This is a genomic window from Novosphingobium sp. BW1 (assembly GCF_008107685.1).
Taxonomy (GTDB): Bacteria; Pseudomonadota; Alphaproteobacteria; order Sphingomonadales; family Sphingomonadaceae; genus Novosphingobium.
This window is the reverse complement of the sequence record NZ_VIRF01000078.1, coordinates 67,483-80,675: the sequence shown is the minus strand read 5'-3', so window position 1 is coordinate 80,675 and position 13,193 is coordinate 67,483. Positions and strand designations below refer to the sequence as shown.

Sequence of the window (13,193 nt, the reverse complement as noted above, 5' to 3'; positions counted from 1 at the left end):
AGGTTGGGCGGCCGGGAGAGGAGATGATACCACCGATGCAATGGACGTCCCTGATCGCGATTTTTGGGCTATTCTGGGTTCTGAGTGCGTTCATTGTGCTGCCGATCGGCTTGCGCACGCCCGACGAGGTCGAAGGCCATGAGGTCCAGACAGGTCATGCAGATTCCGCGCCCGTGAATTTCCGTCCCGGTAAGGTCGCCTTACGGGCCACGATCCTGGCCGCGGTCTTCAGCGTCCTGTTTACCCTCAACTGGTCCTATGGGTGGATCACGCGTGAGGATCTCAATTTCTACGGCGAGATGCCGAGCGAAGACCTGGGCTACTGAGGTGGCTACAAGCCGCGGCCTGATCGTGGCCGCGGCTTTTCTAGTCTCAATTGCGCAGGCGTTCGATGGCCTGGGCGAGGGCCACGTATAGCTTACCCATGTCCGAGGAGAGCAAGGTCACCCCCATCGCATTGCCATCGCGGGTCGAGAGGACCTGGCGCAGGAGAGATTCGAAGTCGTGGATGTAACGGCTCACGTGTTCGCGGAAAGCGTCGTCGCTCTCGAAGGTCTGCTGGATCGCCTTCGCTTCGCTTGAATCGATAAGGGTGACGGCACGTCGGGTGAAGATCCCGCGATCACCGCGCAGATAGGAAGCCCAGGCCGTGTCGGAGACCTCGCTCGACATAGCGGTGGCGATGTCGATGGCGTTGGAGTTGAGAGATTCCGTGATGAGCGCGGCCCGGCGGGCAAAGTCATTGTTGACCTGCTCGCTTGCCCGTTCACGGGCTTCGTCGAGCCTTGCTTCGAGGTTACCGACCAGTTCTGTAACCTTTTCCATCTGCTCGCGCAGCTGGGCCGTGGCCTCGCGGCTGACACCCGTTGCATGGGCAACGGCCTGCTCGAGCTGTCCCGAGATTTCGGCCGCGGTGGTCCGCATGGCCTTGTCAATGGCCTTGCCGCTTTCCTCACCCAGCGTCTGGGTGACGCTATCGATGCGGGCAGGCGCGCCAGTTTCGATATCGGAGATCGCCTCGTCGAAATTCTGGCGCAGATCTTTAATCGCCTCCGTCAGTTCGCCGCGCGCATGCTCGGCGTTCTGGAGCAACGTGCCTTCGATCTCGGTCAGGCTGCGCTGGAGGTGCTCAAGGCGCTGCGCGTGATCGGTGGTGCCCTCGGCGATGGAGGCCTGAGCCTCGACAAGGTGTTCGTGCAGCCTGTCCAGTGACGTACCGGATTGCAGGATCGCCTCGGAGAGTGCTTGACCGCTCGTGGACGACTCCGCAAGCTTGCCGCGCACCTCGTTGATCGCGGTGTCGATCCGGTCGAGTTGCTCCTCGGAATGGGTGAGCGCCTGGGGCAGCTCGTTCTGCGCCTGGCTGGAGCTGGCACGCAGGAGATCGAGCAGGCGCAGGCTGTCGTCCGTCAGCTTGGCAACGTCGCGATCAGCGGCCGAAAGCGAGGTTTGGCTCGCGGAAAGGTTTTCAGCCAGACCATGCAGCGATGTCGCAAGGCGTCCTTCGGCATCGGCGCTTTGCGTTGCAATGGAGCGCAGGCGCGCATCGAACTGTTCGAGTTGCGAGGTCACGCTGCGCGCACGTTCACTCAGCGCTTCGGCCTGGTGGCGATGCCCTTCGAGCCTCTCGGCCACAGCGTTGTCGAGTTCGACCAGCATATGCTCGATATGGGCCAGCGCATGGCGCTCCTGTTCGAGTTGGCGCTGGTGGCGTTCGCTCGCCTCGGTGGCGAACTGGCCGTCGCGGTTTTTCAGTCGTGCAAAGGCGGCGTCCGCCTGCGCGCAGACTTCGGAGAGACGGTCTGTAAAGCTTGCGACCACGGTCTGCTGGGCGGAGGAAATCCGGTCTTCGGTGCGAGCCGCGTCCGTTCCGAGCGCCTCGATGCGTTGGGAAAGCTGATCAAGAGTGGTCTCGTGCGCGGCGACGAGCAGGTCGTGCGCGGTCTCGTGCTCGGCCTTGAGTGTCTCGAAGCTTTCCTGCACGCTCCGGGCGGCCTGGCCCTGGGCATCTGTGATGCTGCGACCGACCACGCCGCATTCCTCGCGCAGTGCGGAAAGGCGCGCGCGCAGCGAGGTGAGGGTAGCGGCCTCGCTCTCGTCCAGCTGTTCGCGGGTCCTGTGAAGCTCGCTTTGCAGAGCGGCCGAGCGGGCGCGGATCGCCGCAAGAGCGTCGGCTTCGTGGCGCTCTAGTTCGCTCCGGAATTCCTGGCCTCTCTCGGCCAAGGCTTCGAACCGCTGGCGGGCAAGGACTTCAAGATCCTCGCACTGACCGGCGAACTGGGCGAGAGCGGCATCGACGGCAGTGCGCACGGAGGCAATCTGGCGTTCGTTCGCCTGTCCGAATTCGTTCAGCCGATGGAAGCCGGCGATCATGTTCTCGATTTGGGAGCGCGCCGTCCGCCCGGCGTTGCCGATGTTGCTGGTTACGTCCTTGGCCGAGCTGGCAATCACGGGAAGCTGGCCGCGCAACTTTTCCATGTTGTCGAGGGCCGTGGTACTGACTGCGCCTATCGTTTCGAGGCGTTCGCCGTTCTCTTCGATAAGCTCTTGCAGTCTCAGCGCATTGCCGGACAGTCGCTCCGACGCCAGACGGCCCAGTGCTTCGAGATCACGCGACTGTGCAGCGACGAACTCGCGGGCAAGACTAAGTTCCCGATTGACGCTGAGGAGGCGGCGTTCGAGGCGCTCGCTTTCGAGCGAGAGTGTGCTGGCGATGTCCCCGAAGCGCTTGCCCTCACGCGTGGAATGGCGAAGCGCGAGCAACCATACGATGCCGATCAACAGCGGGGGAATGCACCATTGGCTGATGAGGGCGGGAACTGCCGCGAGGGTGAAGTCAGCCTGGAAATAGGTCCAGTGGGCGGCGAGGAAGAGACCGCTCCACGCCAGGAGGCCGAGGCCCGCCAGGGTCGGGGCGATCCAGCCTTCGGGACGTTGCGCATCGCTGCTTTCGCTCCTCGTTTCGCCGCTGCCGATCCAGGCATCATCCCAATCCGAAGCGGCTGCGGCGTCCTCCGTATCGCTGGAGGGCGCAAGCGCATCGCGCAGCCGGGTTGCGTCGTCGGCCTTGGCCTGCGTTGCGCTGTCCTCGGTGGAGGCACCGCCGAACGATATGATCCTGCTATCTCCAGACATCGCTCTACGATACCACGCCGGGGGTCTCAGGAAACCCCGGATTAAGACTTGGTTCGGTAATCTGGGGATATGGCGTATGAGACCGGAGCCTTGGAAGCAACGTTCGCGGCGGCGGCGGGGGGCGATCCCGAACTGCTGGCGCAGCTGCGCCAGTCCTATCGCGAAAGTGTATCACGTCAGGTGGATCTTTTGGAGCGGTCCCGCTGCGACGGGAACTGGACCCTCGCAGCCACGCGTTTGCAGGGGCTTGCGGCAAGTTTTCATTCCGGCGATCTGCACGTTCTTGCGCTCGAAGCGCTGGATGCGGCTCCGGGCGAGCCCGCTGTCCTACGGCGTCTACGTGACTATTTGCAGCGTTTTCCCGATTCGTAATGCCGCCTCACGCTTGGCACCCGGCGGTGCGGGGCCTAGAAGGACGCCCTCGGTGGAGTGAGTGTTCTGCGCATAGCCTTGTTATCGATGACGGAGCCAAGCGGTGGCGGCCAGACCCCGCCGCGCGCCGGTCTGCGGGTGGCTGGAGCAAGTCTCGCCAAGCATCAGCTTGGTCTTGTCCTTGCCCTGAAGTGCCATCGCATCGTGTGCCTTGCCGCAGGCAAATCGTCGGACGTCCAGGATCTGGAGCGCGCAGCCCAAGATGCGGGCGTGCAGTTCAGGATTGTTTCCGGGCCGCATGACGTACCCGCCCAAGTGGGCGAAGCGGACGAACTTTTCGTCATCACCGACGGCTTATTCGTTGATCCGGACGTGGCTCTGCCACTTCTGGATGACATGCGCAGCTGCGTTCTGGTGCAGCCCGTCGAAGGCGCCCGGACCGCCGGATACGAACGGATCGACCTCAATCGCTGTGCCGCCGGTCTAATGCGGTTGCCGGGGGGGGTGGTGGACAGACTGCGCGAGGTGCCCGAGGAAAGTGATACGATCTCGATCCTGACACGCCTTGCGTTGCAGTCAGGTACGCCCATGCGCGATGTGCCGGCTGCCGTGTGCGGAGGCGCGAACTGGCGGCTTGTCACCTCCGAAGCCGATGCGATCGGCTTGGAGGAGGAGTGGCTGCATCGGCATTTCACGGCCGGTCGCGGACAGTCGCCGGGCAGGCTCCTGGCCCAGTATGGTGCAATCGCGTTCGGAGCGACGTTGCTTCAGGTCGGCCGAGCGAGCAACGTCGTCAGTGCGGCGGCGCTGGTTCTTCTCGCACTGGCTGGCCTGCTGGGATGGTTCGGCTTGCCGGGGGCAGGCTTTTGCGTTGCCGGTCTGGCCTGGATACTCATCGAGGGCGGGCGCAAGGTGCGGGCTGCCGAGCGCAGGCCGCTGGGCGAAACTGTTCCGGCGATCGAGCGCGCCGACGCGATGGTTTGGCTGGTCGATGCTGTTCTGGCCTGTCTCGTCTTGCGTGCTGTCGAGCGTCTGCCCGGTCAGGACGTCCTGCACTGGCTCTATGCGCCGGTATCGCTTTTTCTCGTCATTGCTCTGGCGCCAAGGATTCTGGGGCGATGGCCCGGGGCTCTCATCAGTGATCGGGCCGTGCTCGCCTTGCTCCTCGCACTGGGTGCGACTTTTGGGCAGGTTCTCGGCGTCGTCCAGGTGCTTGCCCTGTCGATTCTCGTCGCCGAACTTGTCCTGTCGAAACGAGCGGGAGTATAACCTCGATTTAACCAAGGCCGGTTTAGGCATATGGCATGAACGATCAGGCAGCCTTCAGGGATGGTGCCCGTCAGCTGGAAAGCATGATGGGTGAGGAGCTTGCGCGAGGTGATGCCTCGGCGCAAACGATGTTGCCCATTCTCAGGCACCTTATCAGCGCCCAGGACAACTCGGTTTTCAGCGATGAGATCCTTGCGCGTGTTCGGGGCATGGTGGGAGATCTGGCGGGCCAGCTCCTGGCCGCGATCACATCGTGCCGAAGCGATCCTGAAGCACTGGCGGATGACGGATCGCAGACGGCCCTTCTGGGGCAGGCTCTTATCGACAATCCGCAGCTGCTTACGCACCTGCACGGGCTTGCGCTCGAATGGCAGCTGACCGAACGCCTTCAGGCACGCCATGCTCTCGATCCCGTCGTACCGCCTTTGCTGCAGGCCCTGATCTCCTCGAATGATCCGGAAACCCAGGACACCGCCATGCGCTTCCTCGCCGCGCAGGCGCGGTGGGGGCAGGCCCAGCGCCGCATGCGATTGCCGCTAACCGAACTGCCGGGCGAACTTTTGCATGCCGCGTTGATGGCTCTCGTCCAGCTGGACGGCGAAAATCCGCGCTGGACAGCGGATTGCGAGCGGGCGGCAGCCGAAGTTCGGGCGCGCTTCGATGAAGGGGTGTCCCGTATCGGGCTGGCCGCGCAGCTTATCCTGGCCCTGGGCGGGGGCGCGCAGGCCGCCCTGTCCGTCTGCAGCGCAGGACTGGCCCTTTTCCTGAGTGCCCTTGGTCTCGCCTCCGGGCAGGAGCGCGATCACGTGATCTTCTCGACACACGAGGGGCAGATGGCGCGATTGGCCCTCTCGCTTCGGGCTGCGGGGCTGAGAACCGGGGCAATCGAGCAGGAGTTTCTGGCTCTGCATCCCGATGTCCTCCTCCCCGAAGGCTTCGGCAGTATCGGCGCGGATCGCGCGGCGGCCATTCTCAATTCAGCTGCGGGCCGCACCGATGCGTTCTGACGGCACCATCCTCGCGCGCGGGCAAAGCGATGCCCAGGACTGCCTGCTGAGCGCCGACGAGCCGCTGGCCGGGCTGCACCTTCGTTGCGGCGGGCAGTTGCCGGGCCCCATCGCGGTTCCTGAACTGATGGAACTGGTGCGAAAGGCCAGGCGCTATGGATTTCGTCTCGCCCGCGCCGTGTCCGCGCATGATGGCGGCGAGGTCGTCACAGCTTGGGTGGAAGCCGAACCGCGCGATGGTGGGCAGGGCTGCGAAATCCGCATTCGCAATTGGCGCAGTGCGCCCCAGCCTGCCGAGGATTCCACAGCTAGCGAGGCACGGCGAGCCGCGACCGACCGCCACCTGGCCGAATTGACGGCGCGTCTGGACGCGGGTCAACGTATTCTTGCCGTGGAGACGGAAAGTCCGGAATTGCGCGAGCTCGCCGTGGCCATGGAGAACGGCATCGGACGGCTCTGGACCGATTTTTTGCCCCCTGAGAATGTTAGTCACCATCAACCGCTGCACTGGCGGCTGCTTGATGGCAGCCGGGTAATCGTGCCCGCCTCCTCGCGTCCGTTCGAGGTGCGCCTGCTCCCGGCGATGCAGCCGGGCTTCGATCCGGCAGGCTTTGAACTGCTGCTGCTTTCGAATGTTCCGGCTCCCACGGCAGCGACTTCGTTGGAGGGCGCGGCGCTGCCAAGCAATCGGCGGGGGCTGGTCGGCCAGGAGCTGGCTCCGGTTCTGCGCCAGCCCATTGCCCGTATCATTGCCAATGCCGAAACCATTCGCACGCGCATGGCCGGCCCCTTGCCCGATGCCTACGCAGGCTATGCCAGTGAAATCTCGAGTGCTGGGCAGCTTCTGCTCGACCTGCTCGACGATCTTTCGGACCTCGAAGTCGTCGAGTCCCGCGACTTCCAGACTGCGCCGGACCAGATCGACCTTGGCGAAGTCTCGCGTCAGGCGGCAGGGATCCTCAATGTGCGAGCGCGGGAAAAGACTATCGCGCTGATCGCACCCGAGCCCGGCGAGACGCTGCCGGCCATCGCGGAATTCCGGCGGGTTCTGCAGGTGCTTCTGAACCTGATCGGCAATGCGATCCGGTATTCTCCGGAAGGCTCGCAGATATGGATACGCCTGGAAGGTGAGAGGGCGAACGCACGGGTCGTCGTGGCCGACGAGGGGCCGGGCATCTCGCCTGAGCAGCAGGCGCGCGTGTTCGACAAGTTCGAGCGTCTCGGGCGCGTGGGCGATGGTGGATCGGGCCTTGGCCTGTTTATTTCACGTCGCCTCGCCCGGGCCATGGGCGGCGATCTCACGGTTGAGAGCGAACCGGGGCGCGGTGCGCGTTTTATCCTGACCGTACCCGCCGATCCAGACGCCGACTGAAGGCGCTGCCGCACGAGGCGGAGGCTGAGCGGCTCTGCGTGCCCTTCGACAAATACCCTTGAAGCCAACGAAAAAGGCCCCCGCTTTCGCGGAGGCCCCTTCGTTCAGATGGCCAGATCCTGACCGTCTGCTCAACGCTGGCTGAGCGGCACATAGTCGCGCTGCGTGGGGCCGGTGTAGAGCTGACGCGGACGGCCGATGCGCTGGCCGGGATCCGAGATCATTTCGTTCCACTGCGCAACCCAGCCCACGGTGCGGGCAAGGGCGAAGAGTACGGTGAACATGTCGGTCGGGAAGCCGATCGCCGAGAGCACGACGCCCGAGTAGAAGTCGACGTTCGGGAAGAGCTTCTTCTCGATGAAGTACGGGTCGTTGAGGGCGATTTCCTCAAGGCGCATGGCGGTCTCGAAGAGCGGGTCCTGAACATTGAGTGCTTCGAAGACTTCGCGCACGGTCGACTGCATGACCGTCGCACGCGGGTCGTAGTTCTTGTACACGCGGTGACCGAAGCCCATGAGACGGAACGGGTCGTTCTTGTCCTTGGCGCGTTCGATGTAGTGCGGAATGCGGTCGGGGGTGCCGATTTCACGCAGCATGTTGAGGCACGCTTCGTTCGCACCGCCGTGCGCCGGGCCCCAAAGGCAGGCGATACCGGCCGCAATGCACGCGAACGGGTTGGCGCCTGACGAACCAGCGAGACGCACAGTCGAGGTCGAGGCGTTCTGCTCGTGGTCGGCGTGGAGGATGAAGATGCGGTCCATCGCCTTTTCGACGGCGGGGATCACCTCGTATTCCTCGGCGGGCACGCCGAAGGTCATGCGCAGGAAGTTGCCCGTGTAGGACAGGTTGTTGTCCGGGTAGAGCATCGGCTGACCGACCGAGTACTTGTAGGCAGCTGCCGCAATCGTCGGCATCTTCGCGATCAGGCGATGGCTGGCGATCTTGCGCTGCTCGGGGTCGGTGATGTCGGTCGAGTCGTGGTAGAACGCCGACAAGGCGCCGACGATGCCGCACATGATGGCCATCGGGTGCGCGTCACGGCGGAAGCCCTGGTAGAAGTGACGCAGCTGCTCGTGGATCATCGTGTGACGGCTGATCGTGTACTCGAAGTTCGAGAGCTCGTCCTGGCTCGGCAGTTCGCCGTTCAGCAGCAGGTAGCTGACTTCCATGAACGAGGAGCTCTCGGCGAGCTGGCCGATCGGGTAGCCGCGGTGCAGCAGGACGCCCTCGCCACCGTCGATGTAGGTCAGTGCGGATTCGCAGCTTGCCGTCGACGTGAAGCCGGGGTCGAAGGTGAACTTACCGGTCTGGCCGTAGAGCTTGCGGATGTCGATGACTTCCGGGCCCACGCTGCCCTTGAGGACGGGGTATTCCAAATCCGCGCCGTCCGCGCTCAGTTTAACCTGATCACCCACCAGTTCTTACTCCTTATGCTTGTGTCTCGGTATGCTCTCCGGCCTGCGCTGCGATGCGCGCGAGACTTTCGTCCCGGCCAAGAAGTACCAATACGTCAAAAATCCCTGGCGACGTTGTCTGACCCGTCAGGGCCGCCCGCAGGGGTTGTGCGAGCTTGCCGAGGCCCAGTTCGAGCTCTGCGGCCATTGCCTTCAGGTTGGCTTCCAAAGCCTCAAGGGTCCATTCGGGCTCCCCGCTCAGACGCTCGTGGATCGCGGCCAGGCGCTCGCGCGCCTCGTCGGTCAGGAGCTTCTGCGCCTTCTCGGTCATAGTGAGAGGGCGTTTGGCAAAAAGGAAAACAGCGCCTTCTGCAAGATCGTTGAGGTCCTTCGCGCGGACCTTCAGTTCGGCCATGGCGCGCGCCAGCAGGGCCTTGTCGGCGTCCGGGTATCCGGCAGCGACAAGCCGCGGCAGAACGAGATCGGCGAGATAGTCGTCCCTCGCTTCGCGCAGGTAGTGACCGTTGAGATTTTGCAGCTTCGCGATGTCGAACCGCGAGGCGCCCTTGTTGACATTGATGATGTCGAACCATTCGACGGCCTGCTCGCGGCTGATAATTTCTTCATCGCCGTGGCCCCAACCGAGGCGCAGCAGGTAGTTGAAGACCGCGTCGGGCAGGAGGCCCATTTCGTCGCGGTAGGCATCGACACCGAGCGCACCATGACGCTTGGAAAGCTTGGCGCCATCAGCGCCGTGGATGAGCGGGATGTGGGCGTAGACCGGGTCTTCCCAACCTCCGTCGATCGCGTTCATCGCGCGCAGGATTACCAGTTGGCGAAACGCATTGTTGATATGATCGTCGCCGCGAATGACGTGGGTCACGCCCATGTCACGGTCATCGACAACTACCGCCAGCATGTAGGTCGGCGTACCGTCCGAGCGCAGGATGACGAAGTCGTCGAGCTCGCGGTTCTGGACCGTGATCGGACCCTGCACCAGGTCGTCGATGGTGGTCTCGCCCTCGCGCGGGGGCTTGACGCGGACCACGTAGGGTTGATCGTCGGGCCACTGCGAAGAATCGGCTTCGCGCCACTCGCTGTCGAGGCGGAAAGGACGTCGCTCATCCTGTGCCTTCTGGCGGCGCTGCGCGAGCTGTTCGCTAGTCAGATAGCAGCGGTAGGCTTGACCGGCCTCCAACAACTTCGCCGCGACTTCGGCGTGACGCTCGGAACGGGCAAACTGGAAGACGGGGTCCTCATCGCCATTCAGCCCCAGCCAGGACAGGCCGTCGAAGATGGCCTCGATCGCAGCGTCGGTAGAGCGGGCACGGTCGGTGTCCTCGATGCGCAGGAGGTACTTGCCGCCGTGATGGCGGGCAAAGAGCCAGTTGAAAAGCGCGGTGCGTGCGCCACCAATATGGAGAAAGCCGGTCGGCGAGGGAGCAAAGCGCGTAACGACGGCCTTGGTGCCGCTCGATCCGCTCGTTGCACTTCCACTTGCCATTCCAATCACCTTCTGTCCTATTCCGGGCATGGTGATCAAGGCCACCCGACCCGGTGAAATTGTGGGCCCGGACATCGTGTCCGGAGACGCTGCATTGCGGGGTCGGCAATGGAACAGCGAACGCAACTTGTCGAGTGCTTTGGCGGCAATCGAAGGATTTCTTTCGCAATCTTGTCGCGATCGTGTCCCGTGGCTTTCCGTGGCTTTCGGGGCCGGCATCGCGGCATGGTTTGCGCTTCCGAAGCCGTCCCAATGGTCAGGCCTCATTGCGTTGTGCTGTGCAGCAAGCTTGGCGACCCGAGTTTGCTGGCGGCGATGTGGTGCGTTTCAAACTGTCTCGCAAGCTTTTTTTTGGGTGCCCCTGATGATCGCGGCGGGCTGCGTCCTGATCTGGGGGCGCTCCATGATGGTGGGGACACCTCCCATCGAGCGGCCTCTGTATGGAGCATTCACGGGGCGGGTGCTCGCGGTAGAGACGCAATCGGCCCAATCTCGGCGCAGGTTGGTGGTTGCGACGCGCGAACAGGCAATTGGCCGCGCGCTCAAGATCCGGCTCAATCTGCCGGACGAACTTTCCGATGGCGAATCTGTCCGACCGGCGGAGATTGGTGAGGGCAGTCTCATCCAGTTCGAGGCGAGGATCATGCCGCCGGCAGCGCCGCTGCTCCCCGGTGGTTATAATTTTGCAAGAACGGCCTGGTTTGCCGGGCTCGCCGGTTCAGGAACGATCTTGAAGCCCGTCACCGTCCTGGAGCCAGCGCCAGGAGGGGTGGCGCCTTTGGCGCGCGTTCGGCGCCGACTGGCTGGGCATGTCCGCGAGCAGGTCGATGAGCCGGCGGCTGGCATTGCCGTGGCGCTCGTCACCGGGGATCGTGGGGGCATCACGCCAGACGATGCGCAGGCCATGCGCGATTCCGGCCTCGCGCATCTGTTGGCGATAAGCGGCCTCCATGTGACGGCCGTAATCGGCCTGATCTATTTTCTGTCCGTGCGCGCGCTTGCCGTGTGGCCCGCCTTGGCTTTGCGGGTCCGCCTGCCGGTACTGGCCTCCGGGCTCGCTGCGCTGGGGGGGATTGGATATACGCTGCTGACTGGCGCGCAGGTGCCAACGGTACGTTCGTGTATCGCAGCTCTGCTCGTGCTTGGCGCTCTGGCACTCGGCCGCGAGGCGTTGTCTTTACGAATTCTGGCGGTGGCGGCATTCGCCGTGATGCTTCTATGGCCAGAAGCCGTGGTGGGTCCCAGCTTCCAGATGAGCTTTGCCGCTGTCCTTGCCATCGTGGCTCTGTCGTCCTGCGCGCCGGTGCGCAATTTCCTCGGTCCGCGTGAGGAATCTGCATGGATGCGCGGCGTGCGCTGGTTCGGCATGCTCATGCTGACCGGGCTGGCGATCGAGCTCGCCCTGATGCCGATTGCATTGTTTCATTTTCACAAGGCCGGGCTCTACGGCTCATTGGCCAATCTTGTGGCAATTCCGTTGACGACCTTCGTGATCATGCCCGGGGTGGTCCTGGCCTTGGTGGCCGACGTTTTGACCCTTGGCGGGCCGCTCTGGGCCCTTGTGGGATGGAGCATCCATGCGGTGCTGAGGCTGGCGCATTGGGTCTCGGTTCAGCCGGGGGCGGTGACGCTGGTGCCGGGCATGGGCGAAGCGGCCTTCACGCTGTTCCTTGCTGGAGGATTTTGGTTGGCCCTGTTGGTCGGAAGGGTGCGTCTTCTGGGCGTTCTTCCCTGTCTCATGGGCTTTCTTGTTCTTTATAATCAGTCGCCGCCTGATCTGCTGATCGCCGGGGATGGGCGCAACGTAGGCGTTGTCGAGCGGACGGCCGGGCGTGATGCACCAAGGCTGCTGCTGCTGCGCGACACGCGTAGCGACTATGTGCGCGACAATTTTCAGGAAAATGCGGGGCTGCGCGGGGAGACAATCTTCCTTCCCGATCATCCGGGGGCGCGTTGCAATGCCGACTTCTGTTCGATCACATTGCGGATGCAGAATCGCGCAGCCAACGTCCTGTTAGCGAGGAGCCGGGACATCGTACCCGAAAGAGAACTGGCCGCCGCCTGCGACCGCGCCGACATCGTGATCGCGGATCGTTGGCTTCCGCGGGCCTGCCGGCCGCGTTGGTTCAAGGCTGACCGGGCAACACTCAGCCAGACGGGAGGCCTGAGCGTTGATCTGTCGCGCGGCGTGGTGCGCAATGTCGCGCAGGGGCAGGGGATGCATGGATGGTGGCGTGGACGGAAAGAAGAGATGTCCTTGAAGGACCTCATTCCGCCCATACCATCATCGATGTCCCCGGATCGGTAGCGCACCGGGCAGTCCGATCCGGCAAGCTCAGTGGAAGTAACGACGCAGGAGGCCTGCGAGTTTACCCTGAACCTTGATCTCATTGGCCGCGTAGATCTGCGGTTCATAGGCCGCGTTGGCCGGGTCGAGGCGGATCATGCCGTTTTCACGGCGTAGGTACTTGAGCGTCGCTTCTTCACCGCGCACAAGGGCGACCACGATTTCGCCATCGTTGGCGATTTCGGTGCGCTTCACGAGGGCGAAGTCACCGTCGAGAATGCCTGCCTCGATCATCGAGTCGCCCGAAACCTCCAGCGCGTAGTGTTCGCCAGGGCCCAGGAGCGCAGCGGGCACGGGCAAGATCGCCTGGTCCTCCAGCGCTTCGATCGGGACGCCCGCGGCGATGCGTCCGTGTAAGGGGATCTCGATCACATCGCCCGCCGGTGCGGGAGCGGTGGCTTCAGGCTTCGCGAAGGGAACGACGTTCGAGTTTGCCGCAGGGGCCGTCTGGCCACCTTCATCGGCGCGGCGCAGCACTTCGAGCGCGCGGGCGCGGTTGGGCAGGCGGCGAATGAAGCCGCGTTCCTCCAGCGCGGAGATCAGGCGGTGCACGCCCGACTTGGACTTGAGGTCCAGCGCGTCCTTCATCTCTTCAAAGCTGGGCGAAATGCCGGTTTCGTCAAGCCGAGTCTGGATGAACCGGAGCAATTCGTGCTGCTTGCGGGTCAACATGTTCGCTGCCTCTTTCCTGCGCGTGCCGCACACGGAAATTGGGCTTCCCGCGTATCAGCTGTTCTTCTGGATGTTCCACTTGTGAACATTTTGAGAACAATTAAGCAACAGAATTTCCTAC

At 63.6% G+C, this 13,193-nt stretch carries 10 protein-coding genes; 6 read left to right on the top strand and 4 right to left on the bottom strand.

The window, feature by feature from the left end:
• Positions 1-35 precede the first annotated feature (35 nt).
• The gene (locus tag FMM79_RS12655) at positions 36-326 is read left to right on the top strand and encodes a DUF1467 family protein (RefSeq protein WP_148627831.1); all 291 of its coding nucleotides are present in this window, start codon (positions 36-38) and stop codon (positions 324-326) included.
• A 46-nt stretch (positions 327-372) separates the two neighbouring features.
• Here the strand turns inward: FMM79_RS12655 and FMM79_RS12650 are convergent, their stop codons facing one another.
• The gene (locus FMM79_RS12650; protein ID WP_148627830.1) at positions 373-3,135 is read right to left on the bottom strand and encodes an ATPase; all 2,763 of its coding nucleotides are present in this window, start codon (positions 3,133-3,135) and stop codon (positions 373-375) included.
• Between the two features lie 69 nt (positions 3,136-3,204).
• On the opposite strand from FMM79_RS12650, the gene FMM79_RS12645 reads away from it, so the two are divergent.
• The 4 genes from FMM79_RS12645 (at position 3,205) to FMM79_RS12630 (ending at position 7,155) form a co-directional block, all read left to right on the top strand.
• A complete protein-coding gene (locus tag FMM79_RS12645; protein ID WP_148627829.1) occupies positions 3,205-3,507 on the top strand; it encodes an Hpt domain-containing protein in 303 nt (100 codons plus the stop codon).
• A gap of 87 nt (positions 3,508-3,594) precedes the next feature.
• Positions 3,595-4,776 (top strand): hypothetical protein, encoded by a 1,182-nt coding sequence (locus FMM79_RS12640; protein ID WP_148628109.1) that lies wholly within the window; start codon positions 3,595-3,597, stop codon positions 4,774-4,776.
• A gap of 35 nt (positions 4,777-4,811) precedes the next feature.
• Positions 4,812-5,783 (top strand): hypothetical protein, encoded by a 972-nt coding sequence (locus FMM79_RS12635; RefSeq protein WP_148627828.1) that lies wholly within the window; start codon positions 4,812-4,814, stop codon positions 5,781-5,783.
• On the top strand, positions 5,773-7,155 hold the full coding sequence (locus FMM79_RS12630; protein ID WP_148627827.1) for a sensor histidine kinase KdpD: 1,383 nt from the start codon (positions 5,773-5,775) through the stop codon (positions 7,153-7,155). Before FMM79_RS12635 ends, FMM79_RS12630 begins: the two co-directional genes overlap by 11 nt.
• A gap of 131 nt (positions 7,156-7,286) precedes the next feature.
• Here the strand turns inward: FMM79_RS12630 and FMM79_RS12625 are convergent, their stop codons facing one another.
• Positions 7,287-8,570, bottom strand: a complete 1,284-nt coding sequence (locus FMM79_RS12625) for a citrate synthase (protein ID WP_039393269.1) — start codon at positions 8,568-8,570, stop codon at positions 7,287-7,289.
• Positions 8,571-8,583: 13 nt separating this feature from the next.
• Positions 8,584-10,053, bottom strand: a complete 1,470-nt coding sequence (gene gltX / locus FMM79_RS12620) for a glutamate--tRNA ligase (protein WP_148627826.1) — start codon at positions 10,051-10,053, stop codon at positions 8,584-8,586.
• On the opposite strand from gltX, the gene FMM79_RS12615 reads away from it, so the two are divergent.
• Complete coding sequence (locus FMM79_RS12615; protein ID WP_240339151.1) at positions 10,016-12,361, top strand: ComEC/Rec2 family competence protein; 2,346 nt, start codon at positions 10,016-10,018, stop codon at positions 12,359-12,361. The genes gltX and FMM79_RS12615 overlap by 38 nt on opposite strands.
• Before the next feature lie 27 nt (positions 12,362-12,388).
• Here the strand turns inward: FMM79_RS12615 and lexA are convergent, their stop codons facing one another.
• Positions 12,389-13,072: a transcriptional repressor LexA gene (gene lexA / locus FMM79_RS12610; protein WP_148627824.1), complete on the bottom strand. Its 684-nt coding sequence runs from the start codon at positions 13,070-13,072 to the stop codon at positions 12,389-12,391.
• Positions 13,073-13,193 lie beyond the last annotated feature (121 nt).